The organism is Vibrio cyclitrophicus, from assembly GCA_023206055.1.
Classification (GTDB): domain Bacteria; phylum Pseudomonadota; class Gammaproteobacteria; order Enterobacterales; family Vibrionaceae; genus Vibrio; species Vibrio cyclitrophicus_A.
On the sequence record CP065366.1, the window covers coordinates 241,875 to 257,547 of the forward strand.

Sequence of the window (15,673 nt, forward strand, 5' to 3'; positions counted from 1 at the left end):
GGGCAGTACAAAAAATTAAAGCAGACTCGAAATACGAAGAGTTGAGGTGGTGAAAAGCTTTTGCTCTTCGCATCTCGAGACTCGTATCTCTCATCTGCTTTTTAATCTGCTTCTAGATCTAGTTCTTACGACGTCTTACTTTTAGCGCGTGTGGCATCACACGGAGCTTTTTCATAATACTTGCAAGGTGAACACGATCTTTGGTGGTCAGCAAGATAGTCACTGTGTACAGGCGTCCATCTCGTTCTTCGGTTGAAATACCGTGAATGTTTGAGCCCGTTTTAGAGATAACGTTCGTTAACTCAGCCAGCGCACCTTGGTGGTTCTGCAGATCGATCTGAAGTTCAGCCGTGAACTCTTGATCGTAATCGTCAGACCATTCTACCGCCATGTATTTGTCTGGTTCTTTTTGGTAGCCACGAACGTTTGGACACGTTTCGCGGTGAACCACAAGGCCACGACCTGGGGATACATGGGCAATGATGTGATCGCCTGGGATCGGGTGACAACAATTAGCGAAAGTCAGTAGTAGACCCTCAGCACCACGGATAGGCAATTTCTTCCTTGGTGTGTCGCTGTTGTTTATCACTTCTGTCAGTTCGTCAGCATCACCTAATAGGCGACGAGCAATGACGATACTCATCAATTCGCCAAGACCAATCGATGCTAGCAAGTCTTCAACGCTTTCTAGGCGTAGGTCAGACAATACGTGCTCGAGGTTCTCTTGGCCGATATCGGCAATAGAGTGTTCACCAAGTGCATGATTCAGTAGACGGCGACCTAGCGTAATAGACTCTTCACGACGCATGGTTTTCAGAACCTGACGGATCTTAGTACGTGCGCGTGAGGTCACTACGTAGTTGAGCCATGCAGCATTCGGACGTGCGCCCGGAGCACTGATGATCTCAATGGTTTGACCGTTCTTCAGCGATTTGCTAAGTGGATAAGGGTTCATGTCTACACGAGCACCTACACACATGTTGCCGACATCGGTATGCACCGCGTAAGCAAAATCGACCGCTGTTGCGCCCGCAGGAAGTTCGACAATGCGACCTTTTGGCGTGAACACAAAGATCTCATCTGGGAACAGATCTGATTTAACGTTTTCAATGAATTCGAATGAGTTACCTGCGCTTTGTTGCAGCTCAAGTAAGCTCTGCATCCAACGTTGTGCTTTAACCTGTGCGGTTGTCCCGTTACTGCTGCGCGAGCCATTACCTTTGTAAGACCAATGCGCCGCGACACCTTTATCTGCCATTTGCTCCATATCTTCAGTACGGATCTGGACCTCAACTGGCACCCCGTGAGGGCCGATCATTGACGTGTGCAGAGATTGGTAGCCGTTGGCTTTTGGTACCGCAATGTAATCTTTCATGCGGCCAGGGCGGGGCTTGTACAGGCTGTGAGCTTGACCAAGTACGCGATAACAAGTATCTGGTGTATCAACCACGACGCGGAAAGCGTAGATGTCCATAATGGTGTGAAAGCGCTGTTCTTTGGTTTTCATCTTGTTATAGATGGAGAACAGATTCTTTTCACGACCAAGTACGCGAGCAGGTAAACCGACTTCTTCAAGGCGGCCTTCGATTTCGCTATGGATACGTTGGATCATCTCCTTACGGTTACCACGCGCAGCTTTCACTACGTTTTTCAGTACGCGATAACGGTTCGGATAAAGGGCTTCGAAGCCCAACTCTTCTAGTTCGGTCTTGATGTTATGAATACCAAGACGGTGAGCTAGCGGAGAATAAATTTCGAGGGTTTCACGAGCAATACGACGCTTTTTGTCAGGACGAAGAGCCCCAAGCGTGCGCATGTTGTGAGTACGGTCAGCTAATTTGATCAAGATAACGCGGATGTCTTGCACCATGGCGAGAACCATCTTACGGAAGTTCTCTGCTTGCGCTTCTTTGCGATCACGAAATTTAAGCTTATCCAGCTTAGATACACCATCAACCAATTCAGCAACGGTATTGCCGAACTTTTCCTCTAGATCTTCTTTAGTGACATCACAATCTTCGATGACGTCATGAAGCAAGGCTGCTTGTAGGGTTTCGATATCCAGACGCATTTCTGCCAGGATTCTTGAAACAGCAACAGGATGGATTATGTATGGTTCACCCGTTGAACGGGTTTGCCCTTCATGGGCGTCTCTCGCTACCACATAAGATTGACGCAGAGCCTCAATTTGAGGCTCTGTTAGGTATTCTTGGGCAACGTCTTTGAGGCTATCGAATAGATACAAATTAAAGGCCCGGAAGGTTAATTAGTTCGAATAACGCTATTAACGAGTGTGAGCGATGCTGCTTACTGCTGCAAGTTCAGCCGCTTCTTGCTCTTGTTGCTCTTGACGCTCACGAGCATCTAGTACGTCTTTAGTGATAAGACCTTCTTCGATTTCGCGAAGAGCGATAACCGTTGGCTTATCGTTTTCTTCAGGCACTAGTGAATCTTTACCGCCAGTTTGCATTTGACGTGCGCGGCGAGCCGCAATAAGAACTAGGTCGAAACGGTTGCCAACTTTTTCAACAGCGTCTTGAACAGTTACGCGTGCCATGAGGACTCCAAATAGTAATTAACTAATAAATTTTTGATGACGAGAAAGTATACAAGTTTAACTAGAGACTTTCTAGTTCACCGTATACTTATCTCAATGGAAAATCCAGTTCTAGATTATTCCGCTAGTAGTGCTGTAAGCATGCCGCTGTATTTAGCTGCTTGCTTATCTTCTTTTAAGCGCTCCGCACGAATGATAGCTCTGAAGTCCATTAGGGCTGCATCAAAGTCGTCATTCACGATCACATAATCATATTCTGCATAGTGAGAAATCTCTGATTTTGCTTCGCTCATGCGTTTCGCAATAACTTCGTCGCTGTCTTGACCACGAACATTCAAACGACGCTCTAGCTCACCATTTGATGGTGGAAGAATGAATACACTCTTCGCTTGAGGCATTTGTTCACGGATCTGACGAGCACCTTGCCAGTCGATATCTAGGAATACATCGATACCGCGGTTTAGGTTTTCTTCAATCCATACGCGTGAAGTACCGTAGTAGTTGCCGAACACTTCAGCGTACTCTAGGAATTCACCTTTAGTAATAAGGTCTTCAAAATGATGCTTCTCTACGAAGTGGTAGTGAACACCATTTTCTTCACCAGGGCGCATACCGCGAGTGGTGTGTGAAACAGATACCTTCATTGCGTAGGTTGGATTGGTTTCTAGCATTGCTGAGATCAAGCTCGACTTACCTGCGCCACTAGGTGCAGATACGATGTAAAGAGTACCTTTGCCCATCTGTATATTTCCACTGTTGGTTGGATTGAGTGAAGGCAATAAACCGACACTATAAAAGATAGCACTGACTCTAATTGTTGTTCCGTTGGTTACGTCTATTAAAGGGATAACGAGTAAAACTAATAGAAGCAACTGGTGAAAATTAGGTCAGAAAAATGGAGGCGAAGAGTAGCATATTTAGATGATTGAGAACAACTGGCTTGATCGTTATTTATTAGCGAATGATCTTCTCAAAGATCTTTGTATAAATGTAATCATTCACCATCTGTACTTTTTTATGTGATCTGTACAAAATTTGTTGAAGTTTTAATCTCAAGCCTTACAATCCGCGCAAACGATTAAATGCTGTATATGTTTGATGAAATGGGTCAAATGTTTCTACTACCGAGCCTACCTTGGTAACTACAGTTTTTAGTGTAGAGACCTCTCTATTCTCACAGCATTTGAATCACCAAATTCTTAATTTATTGCAAAGGTTTTGTTGTGAGTACCGATTCCACCCTGAAAGCCCAGAACACCTCTGGCTCGCTTGATTCGATGTTTAAAATCACTGAAAGAAAAACCACGATTGGCACTGAGCTGTACGCGGGTTTCATTACTTTCTTGGCAATGAGCTACATTCTGGCGGTGAACCCTGCAATTTTGGGTGATATTCCAGGCATGGATAAAGGTGCCGTGTTTACTGCGACGGCTTTGTCTGCGGCAATCGCAACCCTGATCATGGGTATTTGGGGTAACTACCCAGTAATGCTTGCGCCAGGCATGAGCATGAACGGCTTCTTCAAAGGTTTGTTGCTAAGTGGTTCGGTAGCTGTGCTTTGGAATGAGGCGCTGTTCGGCATCTTCCTATCAGGTATCCTGTACCTCGCGTTCTCGTTAACCAATATTCGTAAATCGATGATTGAGTCGATTCCTGAAGATTTGAAGTTGGCGATTACCGTGTCTCTTGGATTGTTCATCGCTTTCTTGGGTCTTAAGAATGCGGGCATCATCGTTTCTAACCCATTTGTATTGGTTGGCTTAGGTGATATTTCCGATCCAAAAGTGATCATCGCTTACGTGAGCATCTTCATCGCACTGGGTTGTATGGTTCGTGACATCAAGCTAGCAACCTTCATCTCGTTCGTTTCTGCTATCGCGCTGACCATTCTTGCTGATGTATTCATGGGCACATCAAACGCACCAATCCCAGACCAATTTTTTTCTATGCCACCAAGCATGGCAGGCAGCTTCGGCGCTATCTTTGATTTCTCTGCTTTCACGCCTGAAAAAATGTTCGATCTATTGTTCATTGTACTTATCTTCCTGATTGTCGATTTCTTCGATGGTTTAAGCACGATTGTTGGTGTTGGACGTGATGCGGGTATCATCGACAAAGACGGTAAGGTACCAAACGCGAAATCGGCACTAGTAGCAGATGCGGGCGGTACTGTGATTGGTTCGATCCTTGGTACCACATCGATCACTGCTTTCTCTGAGTCTGGTATTGCTTCTTCTCAAGGTGCGAAGACGGGCTTAGCGGCAGTGATGGTTGCAGGTTTGTTCCTAATCTCGCTTTTCCTATACCCAATCTTCTCTATCTTCTCAGCGGCTATGGTTGCACCGGCGATGGTCGTGGTGGGTATCTACATGGTTGGCCGTCTTGGTCAGATTAACTGGGAAAAGAAAGAGTCTCGTATTGCGGCTTTCTTCACCATCATGTTTACCGTTTTAAGCTTCTCACCAGCAAACGGCATGGCGATGGGTTTCATCAGCTACGCATTTACGATGGTTGTTGCGGGTAAGCGCAAAGAAGTACACCCGCTTATCTACGGACTGTGTGTGGTGTTCTTAACTTACCTGATTCTACTTTAAGGCTAATTAGCCACTAAGAAGTCGCTAAGTAAAAGACAAACAGATGGCTCTGCAGTGAATGTGGGGCCATTTTTGTATCTGTTGCTTGTTTGGCTCACGTTTAATTGAAGGTGTTATCCTAAACTTGAGAGTACGCGACTTATATTGATGCATGCTATTGTAGAGACTGGATTAATTATTTTTTGAAGAGTGACTATGCCTTCTCACTTACCTAAGTCTTTTAGTAAGCCTTTCCTTAAGGTTTTCCACATTCTTGAAGCCGTTCTATTGGTGGCGATCACACTGGCGACACTGTTTGCCATGATGGAAGAGTTCATGCACGTCTTTGCGGAACGTCGAGTGCAACTGACCGACATTCTTCTGATGTTTATCTATTTAGAAGTGTTGGCGATGGTTCAGCAGTTTGTGATGAACGGTAAGATTCCAGTACGATACCCGATCTATATCGCGATGATGGCGATTGCTCGTTACATCACTTTGGGCATGAAAGAACTCGATGCGGTATTGATCGTTTGGTTATCTTTAGCAGCATTTATCTTGGCCGCGGCAACATTGTTGATTCGTGTTGGACACCATTATTGGCCATATGTAGACCTTAGAACCAAGCAGCCAGATGAGTAACACTTTGAAGGTTAAGGTTTTATAAATGAAGCCCAGCGATATCGTTGGGTTTTTTATTGGGTTGATTGAACAAAAAAACATCAATTCTTTCAAATAAAGCTTTACAACCCGGCTCAGATCACCAAGAATGGCGTCGCTCTGTTTTCAGAGTTATTAAATGAAACATCCAGTTGTAAAGTAAAACCCTTAGTATTGCTTCATTGTTATTCTCAGTGTTTCCCTTGGCTTCATAGATACATTAAATAATTCAAGCTTTCAGCGCATCGCACTTTTGGCGATTAATTTTTTATTTTTATATAAGGGACACATCATGTCTAACAAAACAAACGGCGTAGTAAAATGGTTTAACGAAGAGAAAGGTTTCGGTTTCCTAACTCAAGACAACGGCGGCGCTGACGTATTCGTTCACTTCCGTGCTATCGCATCTGAAGGTTTCAAGACTCTTAAAGAAGGCCAACAAGTGTCTTTCGAAGTAGAGCAAGGCCAAAAAGGTCTTCAAGCTGCAAACGTTGTAGCTCTATAAGATTTTAAGTCGGCGCAGGTTGCATTAGCAACTTGCGTCACTTTCCCTGCTTAATCTTCACTTTCTATACCTCTTCTGCTTTAGCTTCTATCTCCTGTTTAAAAATTTTCATTTCCCTCTGAAATACCCTTAATACCCTTTTACTCTCGTTATCCCCATTGTTTCGTTATACCCACAACTTCGTTACCCCCTTATCGTAATCTACAATCTATACTTCGTTCTAAGCTACTTCTCCGGTTCAACTCTCTGATCTCCGATTTCTGTTCATTGACTTACGGTGATTGGCATTATTGTATCCATAAAAAAAGCCCCTAAAACTAGGAGCTTATCTTGATCTAATCACACTGTTAGTTAATCAACACTGTTTCAGCTAATGGCTATTCACAGCGTGTTACTGACAAACTGTTATTCAATGTTCTGAATTTGCTCACGCATCTGTTCGATAAGAACTTTAAGTTCTACGCCCGATGCTGTGATGTCTGTGCTAATAGACTTAGATGCTAGCGTGTTTGATTCACGGTTGAATTCTTGCATCATGAAGTCAAGCTTACGGCCACAAGCGCCACCTTTCTTCAATACTACGTTCGCTTCTTTCACGTGAGAGTCTAGACGGTCTAGCTCTTCTGCTACGTCTGACTTCTGCGCGAGTAAGATAAGCTCTTGCTCAACGCGAGAACCTTCAAGTTCAATTTTCGCATCTTCAAATTTGGTAAGAAGACGCTCACGTTGCCATTCTAGAATCTCAGGCATACGTGCACGGACTTTCACTACTTCTTCAGTGATCGCATCCAAGCGCTGTACGATGAGCGCCTTCATGTTTTCACCTTCACGAGCACGAGCGTCAATGAACTCTGCGATTGCATCGTTGAACGCTTCAAGTAGGTCTTTATTAATAGCATCCATGTCTTGCTCTGGCGTTTCCATCACGCCAGGCCAGTTCATAACTTGGAATGGGTTCAGACGGCTGTCTTCACCTGTCATGGTCATTACTTGGTTAGCAGCATTGATCACTTGCTGAGCCAAACCTTCGTTAATGCTTAGCTCGCCTTTCGCTGCTGGGTTTGCTTCGAAGCGTAGGTTACATTCAACCTTGCCGCGAGCTAGACGCTTACGGAAACGCTCACGTAAGATTGGCTCTAAACCACGGAACTGTTCAGGCATACGGAAGTAAGTTTCTAGGTAGCGTTGGTTTACACTACGGATTTCCCATACTGCTGTACCCCAATCGCCTTTTACTTCTTTGCGTGCGTACGCGGTCATACTATAAATCATCGAATTTTCCTGTCTTTTATCATTCTGAAAATAACGCGCACGCATAGTATCACGATATGGTGTGCTCCCGAAGCTTGTCGCTTTTCACTATAAATAGCCTTTCATGATAAATAGCTTTCAACGGTAAATAGATTTGAAAGATAAACTGCTATATAATCTTGCCCCAATCAAAACTGTCTCACCCCTTTCTTAGGTGATGCACTCTTTCGATAGTAAATCACTTCAGACTGTTAATAAGGTAGATACCAATGCGTCCAAATGACCGCGCTGTAGATCAAATTCGTCCAATTAAAATTACTCGTAACTACACAGCTTATGCTGAAGGTTCTGTATTAGTTGAGTTCGGCAACACTAAAGTTCTATGTAATGCGACGGTAGAAGAAAACGTGCCGCGTTGGTTAAAAGGCCAAGGAAAGGGTTGGGTAACGGCTGAATACGGCATGCTTCCACGTGCAACGCACACTCGTAACCGTCGTGAAGCGGCGAGCGGTAAGCAAGGTGGTCGTACGATGGAAATCCAACGTTTGATCGCTCGTAGCTTACGTGCAGTTGTTGACCTGAAAGTAATGGGTGAAATCATGATCACTGTCGATTGTGATGTTATCCAAGCAGACGGCGGTACTCGTACTGCTTCTATCTCAGGTGCAAGTGTTGCAATGGCGGATGCTATCAACAGCCTACTAGCAAGCGGTAAACTGAAAAAGAACCCAATGAAAGGCCACGTAGCGGCAGTTTCAGTGGGCATCGTTGGTGCACAAGCACTGTGTGACCTTGAGTACGTTGAAGACTCAGCAGCCGATACCGATATGAACGTTGTAATGACGGAAGACGGTAAGATGATTGAGATTCAAGGCACCGCAGAAGGCGAACCGTTCAGCCACGAAGAGCTGATGCAGCTTTTAGCCCTGGCGAATAAGGGCATTGCCGATATTGTTGAAGCGCAGAAGTCGGCGTTAGCAGAATAGTTTTTAGATAGCTCCCAAATGGGGGCTATTTTTTTATTTTCGTCATAGATAACTCTACACCTGTGTTAGCTACAATTTTTCACCCTAATCACATAGGTTTCCTATGCTCATAGGGCTGAAAAACTTTGCTGCCTTGTTGTAGAGCTATCTATTTAGAAAATACATCATCGTTAGCTTTCGAAGTGATCGGAAGTTAGGAATTGGAAAGTAAATTAATTTAGAGGATGAGCATGAAAGCATATCAACGTGAATTTATTGAATTTGCACTAGAGAAAGAAGTACTTAAGTTTGGTGAGTTTACTTTAAAGTCTGGCCGTAAGAGCCCTTACTTCTTCAATGCTGGATTGTTTAATACAGGTCGTGACTTAGCGCGTTTAGGTCGCTTCTACGCAGCAGCATTAGCAGATTCAGGCATTGAGTTCGATGTACTATTTGGCCCTGCGTACAAAGGTATTCCAATCGCTACAACAACTGCGGTTGCACTTGCTGATCACCACGATGTGGACACGCCTTACTGTTTCAACCGTAAAGAAGCGAAGAACCACGGTGAAGGTGGCAACCTAGTGGGTAGCGAACTTGAAGGTCGCATCATGTTAGTTGACGATGTGATCACTGCAGGTACTGCAATTCGTGAGTCGATGGAAATCATCCAAGCAAACGGTGCTGACTTAGCGGGTGTTCTGGTTGCGATTGACCGCCAAGAGAAGGGCAAAGGCGAGTTGTCTGCGATTCAAGAAGTAGAGCGTGACTTCGGTTGTGCGATTATCTCAATCGTTAGCCTGACTGATCTGGTGACTTTCCTTGAAGAGAAAGGCACCGACGCAGCGCACCTCGAATCTGTAAAAGCGTACCGCGCTCAATACGGAATCTAATACTACTCGTAATTAGATTATAGAATGCACAAGGGGCTGATGATTCATCAGCCCCTTTTGTTTTGGTTCAGAAGTATTTACTTGTAACGGGTACTCTATTTATAACGAATGCCGCGCTCCACTTCTGGGTCTTCCATGGTCTTGAAGCGCTTGTGCAGCCACATCCATTGCTCAGGTGCTCGTAAGATGATCTTCTCAAGATAGCTGTTCATATACGCGGCGGCCGCTTTCTCATCTTTCTGCGGATAGTTTTCTTCGATTGACTCATCAGCCATGATCTCATATTTGCCGTCGGCATTTCTAAAACCAGATCCCGGAACAAGTGCACATCGGCTAGTGTAAGCCAAAATACTGGTGCCCGTTGTGGTACATGCATCTTCTACTGCGAAGAAAGGGACAAACACAGACTTGTTACGGCCGTAATCATGATCTGGCAGGTAGAAAAGGATCTCCCCCTGACGCAGGATTCGAATCATGCGTTTCACATCTTTACGGTGAATCAGGCGATTGCCATTCTGAGTACGACCACGGTATTGAATGAACTCATAAGCCGGATTGTTGTGTGGGCGGTAAACACCTAAACCTGAAATACCTAGAACAGCCATTGCTCGCGCAGTGATCTCTAAGTTCAAGGCATGCACACAGCACAACAAAACACCTTTGCCGTTGGCTTTGTGAGTACGCAGCATTTGGGTGTCTTTATCCACTAGGATTCTTTTGAAACGCCAAGTTGGCCAAAACCACGTAATGCCGGTTTCTATCAGTGCCATACCCGTATTTTTGAAGTTTTCACTGACCATAGCCGCGACTTCGTCTGCTGGCTTATCTGGGAAGGCAAGCTCCAAATTACGCGTTGCCACAGCGACACGCTTTTTGCCATAACGAGCGCCAAGAGAGCCTAATGAACGGCCTAACAACAGTAAGACACGGTAAGGTAGAACGTTAACGAGAAACGCCAGTAACCCAAAACCGAACCAAACTCCCCAATGTTTAGGGTGGAGCAAAGCCAAGGTAAAAGGTGGCTTAGTAAGAACGTGTTGTGCGGTGCTGTTTTCCGGAGAAGTTTTCGTCGTCATAACCATCACTTAAGGTTTGATTGCTACTTAATTTTATTGCTACTTAATCTGAGCGCTCAGCAGTGCCCAGTAAGCATCAAAATTTTCGGTTGGTTGATATTTGAAATCAGAGCGAACAAATCGATTCAGGCTGCCTTCAACTTGACCTAGCAACTGAGCCGCTAAGATTTTCTCATCAACCGGGAACGATTTCCCTTCACGAAGCTTTCTTTCACGAAGAATCTGGCGAAGTTGAGTCTCAATACGTTCGAAAAGCTGATTAATTCGTTCACGAAGACGCTCATTCTCAAACATTAGGGCATGACCCGATAAAATACGAGTTAAGCCTGGATTACGCTCAGAGAAGACTAAGATCAGTTGCATCACTAAGCGGATACGCTCAAGTGTGTCTTTCTCTTCATCGAGAATACGGTTGATTCGAGACATCAACGCTTCTTCAATGAACTCGATCAGGCCTTCAAACATGCGAGCTTTGCTTGGGAAGTGGCGGTATAACGCAGCTTCAGAAACACCAACTTGCTTGGCCAACTTTACCGTTGTGATACGAGAAGCACCTTCGGTCGATTCCAACATTTGTGCGAGAGCTTGTAGGATTTCTTCACGACGGTTTGATTTTCGAGTACCAGCCATCTATTTACTTCCTTTCCTAAAGATGAGGATTGAGTGAAGAAGGATTATAAACACCATTCAATTCTGTTTCCTAGTTTTGTGAGCCCTAGGTCAACAGAATCGAGAGGTGTCAGCAGATTGTCAGAGCTAAATCGTGTATTTATTCGACAATAAGTTGTTGGATCTGATCGAGGATCTGGAAACCTAGCGTATCTTTGCTCTCTAGTGGTAGAGATTTATCGCCGCCTTTCCAGTAAAGGTGCAATTCATTGCTACTGCTATTGAAGCCTTGGCCTTCAACAGAGACATCGTTGGCGCAAATCATGTCGAGGTTCTTTCTCTCCAATTTGCCACGAGCGTATTTTTCTACATCTTGAGTTTCAGCTGCGAAGCCGACAGTAAATGGACGGCCTTCGGTCATTGAGGCAACAGAAGCGACAATGTCTGGGTTCTTAACCATTTGAATGGTCATGTCGTCTTTACCATCGACCTTCTTAAGCTTTTGGTCTGCGATGGTCTCAGGGCGGTAATCGGCAACCGCAGCGCAGCTGATGAAAATATCGTGCTGAGCGGCGTTAGCGCTAACGGCATCAAACATCTGTTGTGCGCTGTCGACATCAATGCGATTAACTTTGTTTGGCGTTGCCAGTGATACAGGACCGCTGACTAGAGTCACTGTTGCGCCTTGTTTCGCGGCTGCTTCAGCCAGTGCATAGCCCATTTTTCCTGAACTGTGGTTAGTAATGTAACGTACAGGGTCGATCGCTTCACGAGTCGGGCCTGCAGTAATAAGCACAGAACGGCCAGCAAGTGGCTTAGGTTGGAAGAAGTCTTCACAGCGATGCACGAGCTGCATTGGCTCTAACATGCGCCCCATACCAACATCACCACACGCTTGTTCGCCTGCAGCTGGCCCCCAGATTTCACAACCACGACGTTTTAGCGTGGCAATGTTCTCTTGAGTCGCCGGGTGGCTGTACATTTGCTGGTTCATTGCTGGGGATACCGCAACTGGCGCATCGGTCGCCAAAACCAGAGTGGTCAGCAAGTCGTTGCCCATGCCCGCCGTCATGCGAGCAATAAGGTCAGCCGTTGCTGGCGCTAATAGTACTAAATCAGCCCATTTTGCGAGTTCGATGTGCCCCATCGAAGCCTCAGCAGCAGGATCAAGCAAACTATCAGACACCGGTCTTCCAGATACAGCTTGCATGGTGAGAGGAGTGATGAACTCCTTAGCCGCATTTGTCATGACGACTTGTACCTGCGCTCCACGTTCAATTAAGCGGCGAGTCAGTTCGGCACATTTATAAGCTGCGATACCACCACTAATACCAAGTAGGATTTTTTTGCCAACTAAGCCTTGTTGGTCAGCGCTGCTCTGTTGATTAACCAGTGTTTGCATGATTCTGTTCCTTAATTTCTCTGGGACTTACGATATCAGAACAAAGGATTAGTGCCTAGAAGCAGAATTGGAACAGATTTGACGCTCATCAAGTTGGTGTTATCAAACTTATCAATTACATCATTCTGCTAGGCATTAGTCTTCTTTGTAACGCTGTGAAAGCTGTCCACTGGCAAATAAATTAGGCTGATGGATCGTGTTCATGACCCACTGATTAGTTTTTATATGTCCATAAGTAAAATACCTGTTGAATCGATGCCAAGAGAAAAGTTATTGAGTCGAGGACCTGATTCCTTGAGTGATGCGGAGTTGTTAGCGATATTTCTTCGAACGGGTACACAAGGAATGAACGTTCTAGAGCTTTCTGACAAGTTGATCAAAGATTTTGGCTCGCTGCGTCATCTTTTTTCAGCAACGGAGGCCGAGTTTTGTGCTCATAAGGGAATGGGGCAGGCAAAGTACGTCCAATTGCAGGCCGTATTGGAGATGACGCAACGCTACTTAGCAGAGACATTATCTCGAGGGGACGCGTTGACCAGTCCGAATCATACCAAGTTGTATCTTTCGAGTATGTTACGCGATCGCCAGCGAGAAGCCTTCTATATATTGTTCTTAGATAATCAAAACCGGGTAATAAAGGATGAAGTCATGTTTGAAGGAACCATCGATGCAGCGTCGGTTTACCCAAGAGAAGTCGTCAAAAGGGCACTTCATCATAATGCCGCCGCATTAATCTTGGCTCACAACCATCCTTCTGGTGTTGCGGAGCCAAGCCAAGCAGACAGGCGAATTACACGCCGCTTAACCGATGCATTGGCGCTGGTGGACATCCGAATTCTCGACCATTTTGTGGTTGGAGATGGTGAAGTTATCTCTTTTGCAGAGAGAGGATGGATTTGAATCACATTTTAGGTTGTTAGTTGCGTTAAATCTGCTATTATTCCGCCCACATTTTAGAACCTTAAATCAGCTCTGATTACTCAAATAGCTGCGGTGTTCAAAAAAAGATCACGAAATCCTTAAAAAGGATCTGTTCGGGTCTTGAGCAATGCATGTCAAGTTAGTATAATACGCGACCTTTGATAGCCTTGAATGGATTTTCCATTGTGGTTTTTACCTCTATTTTCAGAATTGATAGAGAGGTTCGGCCACCAAGGTTGATATCGAGCTGAAACGATTTGGAGAGACATTCATGTCCCGAGTATGTCAAGTAACTGGTAAGCGTCCAGTAACGGGTAACAACCGTTCACACGCACGCAATGCTACCAAGCGTCGTTTTCTGCCGAACCTACAAACTCACCGTTTCTGGGTAGAGAGCGAAAAACGTTTTGTTAAACTACGTCTAACTGCTAAAGGCATGCGTATTATTGATAAGAAAGGCATCGATGCTGTTCTTGTTGATATCCGTGCACGTGGCGAAAACGTTTAAGAGGAATTAAGCAATGGCTAAAGGCATTCGTGAGAAAATCCGTCTAGTATCTTCTGCTGGAACTGGTCACTTCTACACAACTGACAAGAACAAGCGTAACATGCCAGGCAAATTTGAGATCAAAAAGTTTGATCCAGTAGTTCGCCAGCACGTTATGTACAAAGAAGCTAAAATCAAGTAATTGATAGCCCCTTTGTCTCTTCTTTTTATAGAAGAATAAATTAAAAACCCAGCTTATAGCTGGGTTTTTTTATGCCTGAAATTTGTCTTTTTAAGTCTTTTCTAGCAGCTTATACCAATCACAGTAAGTAAGAGATTGGTATTAATAGAAAACAGCACAGAATAGAAAACATCGCCGTTTTCACGATATACTGATTACTCAATAAGTTAGATGAGCAGAATCAGATGAGATATCGTGGACGCCGGTGGAACAACATACTCATGCTAAGCGTGATAGCTTTTATTGGGGTGCTAAACCTTCCAACACTGATCAAAACGTACCTTATCGAACCTGAGCCTGAACTTCAGGCAAACAGCCCTTATCCTTATCTTTTAAACCCAACAGCTGAGCTTCAAGCTTTGCACTTTGCTAATTGGTCAGTTGTGCTAGAAGACGATCATTGGGTTTATCAATTTAAAGAGACAACACTTCCTCAAACTACCAGTGCACAAGAGTTGTCGCAGCGATGGACAGAGCTTGTGGGTACCGAAGTCGATTCTCAAACCTATACTGACCTCTCACCACAACTGAATACCCCGCATACCATCGAGGTGTGGTATCAAGATCAAGAAGAGCCACAGCGCATTACCTATTATCAACTGCCTGAGTTTTGGTTGTTAAAAAACTGGAATGATCAGTGGCTAGCGGTGTCTATTGAAGAGAGCTACCTGTTTCCAAGTCTCAGCTCGAACAACTCCTCAGAATCGGACGACTAAACTATGCCTGAATTACCCGAAGTCGAAGTAAGCCGCATGGGGATCTCGCCTCATTTAGTCGGCGAGACCATTAAAACCCTTACCTTTCGCACCCCTAAGCTGCGTTGGGATATCCCCCAAGAACTTAAAAAATTAGAAGGGCAGGTGATTCGCTCGATCTCGCGTCGCGCAAAGTACCTACTGATTGAAACCGATATGGGCACAGCAATTGTTCACCTTGGTATGTCTGGCTCACTGCGTGTGTTAGACGCAGATTTCCCGCCTGCAAAACACGATCACGTGGATCTTAAGCTAACCAATGGCAAGATATTGCGTTACAACGATCCGCGTCGTTTTGGCGCATGGTTGTGGTCTGCGCCCGATGAAATCCATTCAGTTTTGCTTGGTTCTGGCCCTGAACCGTTAACGGACGACTTTAACGCTGACTACATAGCCGAGAAGGCAGAGAAACGTAAAGTCGCCGTAAAGCAGTTCATCATGGACAATAAAGTAGTGGTCGGGGTAGGAAATATCTACGCCAATGAAGCGCTATTTTCTTCACGAATCCATCCACTTCGCCCAGCGAACAAGATCACTCAAGCTGAGTGGATCTTGTTAACTCAGGAGATAAAACAAGTACTCGCGACGGCCATCAAACAAGGCGGCACCACCCTAAAAGATTTCGCACAAGCGGATGGGAAGCCAGGATACTTCGCACAAGAACTGCAAGTTTACGGTAAAGCTGGTGAACCCTGCCCAGTGTGTGCTGAAGAGATTCAAGAGCAGAAGATTGGGCAGAGAAATACTTTCTTGTGTGGGGAATGTCAGAGGTGAGAGG

17 protein-coding genes and 1 riboswitch are annotated in these 15,673 nt (G+C 45.0%); of the genes, 10 read left to right on the forward strand and 7 right to left on the reverse strand.

The window, feature by feature from the left end:
* Positions 1-118: 118 nt before the first annotated feature.
* From spoT to gmk, 3 genes are all read right to left on the reverse strand, one after another.
* Entirely contained in the window at positions 119-2,245 is a 2,127-nt protein-coding gene (gene spoT, locus ITG09_01115; GenBank protein ID UPR52303.1) for a bifunctional GTP diphosphokinase/guanosine-3',5'-bis pyrophosphate 3'-pyrophosphohydrolase, read from the reverse strand.
* A gap of 39 nt (positions 2,246-2,284) precedes the next feature.
* Entirely contained in the window at positions 2,285-2,557 is a 273-nt protein-coding gene (gene rpoZ / locus ITG09_01120) for a DNA-directed RNA polymerase subunit omega (GenBank protein ID UPR52304.1), read from the reverse strand.
* Positions 2,558-2,673: 116 nt separating this feature from the next.
* On the reverse strand, positions 2,674-3,297 hold the full coding sequence (gmk, locus tag ITG09_01125; GenBank protein ID UPR52305.1) for a guanylate kinase: 624 nt from the start codon (positions 3,295-3,297) through the stop codon (positions 2,674-2,676).
* Between the two features lie 325 nt (positions 3,298-3,622).
* Positions 3,623-3,722, forward strand: a riboswitch (purine riboswitch).
* A gap of 58 nt (positions 3,723-3,780) precedes the next feature.
* Between gmk and ITG09_01130 the strand changes: the two genes are divergently transcribed.
* The 3 genes from ITG09_01130 (at position 3,781) to ITG09_01140 (ending at position 6,295) form a co-directional block, all read left to right on the forward strand.
* A complete protein-coding gene (locus ITG09_01130) occupies positions 3,781-5,151 on the forward strand; it encodes an NCS2 family permease (GenBank protein UPR52306.1) in 1,371 nt (456 codons plus the stop codon).
* 195 nt (positions 5,152-5,346) lie between these two features.
* Positions 5,347-5,772 (forward strand): phosphate-starvation-inducible PsiE family protein, encoded by a 426-nt coding sequence (locus ITG09_01135; GenBank protein ID UPR52307.1) that lies wholly within the window; start codon positions 5,347-5,349, stop codon positions 5,770-5,772.
* Positions 5,773-6,082: 310 nt separating this feature from the next.
* Positions 6,083-6,295 (forward strand): cold-shock protein, encoded by a 213-nt coding sequence (locus ITG09_01140; protein ID UPR52308.1) that lies wholly within the window; start codon positions 6,083-6,085, stop codon positions 6,293-6,295.
* A gap of 405 nt (positions 6,296-6,700) precedes the next feature.
* On the opposite strand, the gene ITG09_01145 is transcribed toward ITG09_01140, so the two are convergent.
* On the reverse strand, positions 6,701-7,567 hold the full coding sequence (locus ITG09_01145) for a YicC family protein (protein ID UPR52309.1): 867 nt from the start codon (positions 7,565-7,567) through the stop codon (positions 6,701-6,703).
* Positions 7,568-7,815: 248 nt separating this feature from the next.
* Here ITG09_01145 and rph point away from each other — a divergent pair, with 248 nt between their 5' ends.
* Together rph and pyrE are read left to right on the forward strand one after the other, a co-directional pair.
* Complete coding sequence (gene rph, locus ITG09_01150) at positions 7,816-8,532, forward strand: ribonuclease PH (protein ID UPR52310.1); 717 nt, start codon at positions 7,816-7,818, stop codon at positions 8,530-8,532.
* Between the two features lie 230 nt (positions 8,533-8,762).
* Positions 8,763-9,404 carry an orotate phosphoribosyltransferase gene (pyrE, locus tag ITG09_01155; protein UPR52311.1) on the forward strand — a complete coding sequence of 214 codons (642 nt, stop codon included), beginning with the start codon at positions 8,763-8,765 and terminating at the stop codon, positions 9,402-9,404.
* Between the two features lie 95 nt (positions 9,405-9,499).
* On the opposite strand, the gene lpxL is transcribed toward pyrE, so the two are convergent.
* The 3 genes from lpxL to coaBC all read right to left on the reverse strand — a co-directional run bounded on the left by lpxL (position 9,500) and on the right by coaBC (position 12,491).
* On the reverse strand, positions 9,500-10,480 hold the full coding sequence (gene lpxL, locus ITG09_01160; protein UPR52312.1) for an LpxL/LpxP family Kdo(2)-lipid IV(A) lauroyl/palmitoleoyl acyltransferase: 981 nt from the start codon (positions 10,478-10,480) through the stop codon (positions 9,500-9,502).
* Between the two features lie 39 nt (positions 10,481-10,519).
* The gene (slmA, locus tag ITG09_01165) at positions 10,520-11,110 is read right to left on the reverse strand and encodes a nucleoid occlusion factor SlmA (protein UPR52313.1); all 591 of its coding nucleotides are present in this window, start codon (positions 11,108-11,110) and stop codon (positions 10,520-10,522) included.
* Between the two features lie 139 nt (positions 11,111-11,249).
* A complete protein-coding gene (gene coaBC, locus ITG09_01170) occupies positions 11,250-12,491 on the reverse strand; it encodes a bifunctional phosphopantothenoylcysteine decarboxylase/phosphopantothenate--cysteine ligase CoaBC (protein ID UPR52314.1) in 1,242 nt (413 codons plus the stop codon).
* A 225-nt stretch (positions 12,492-12,716) separates the two neighbouring features.
* Between coaBC and radC the strand changes: the two genes are divergently transcribed.
* From radC to mutM, 5 genes are all read left to right on the forward strand, one after another.
* Positions 12,717-13,391 carry a DNA repair protein RadC gene (radC, locus tag ITG09_01175; protein ID UPR53565.1) on the forward strand — a complete coding sequence of 225 codons (675 nt, stop codon included), beginning with the start codon at positions 12,717-12,719 and terminating at the stop codon, positions 13,389-13,391.
* A 292-nt stretch (positions 13,392-13,683) separates the two neighbouring features.
* A complete protein-coding gene (rpmB, locus tag ITG09_01180; protein ID UPR52315.1) occupies positions 13,684-13,920 on the forward strand; it encodes a 50S ribosomal protein L28 in 237 nt (78 codons plus the stop codon).
* 13 nt (positions 13,921-13,933) lie between these two features.
* Positions 13,934-14,101 (forward strand): 50S ribosomal protein L33, encoded by a 168-nt coding sequence (gene rpmG / locus ITG09_01185; protein UPR52316.1) that lies wholly within the window; start codon positions 13,934-13,936, stop codon positions 14,099-14,101.
* A 224-nt stretch (positions 14,102-14,325) separates the two neighbouring features.
* Positions 14,326-14,856: a hypothetical protein gene (locus ITG09_01190; protein UPR52317.1), complete on the forward strand. Its 531-nt coding sequence runs from the start codon at positions 14,326-14,328 to the stop codon at positions 14,854-14,856.
* 3 nt (positions 14,857-14,859) lie between these two features.
* Positions 14,860-15,669 carry a bifunctional DNA-formamidopyrimidine glycosylase/DNA-(apurinic or apyrimidinic site) lyase gene (gene mutM / locus ITG09_01195; GenBank protein UPR52318.1) on the forward strand — a complete coding sequence of 270 codons (810 nt, stop codon included), beginning with the start codon at positions 14,860-14,862 and terminating at the stop codon, positions 15,667-15,669.
* Positions 15,670-15,673 lie beyond the last annotated feature (4 nt).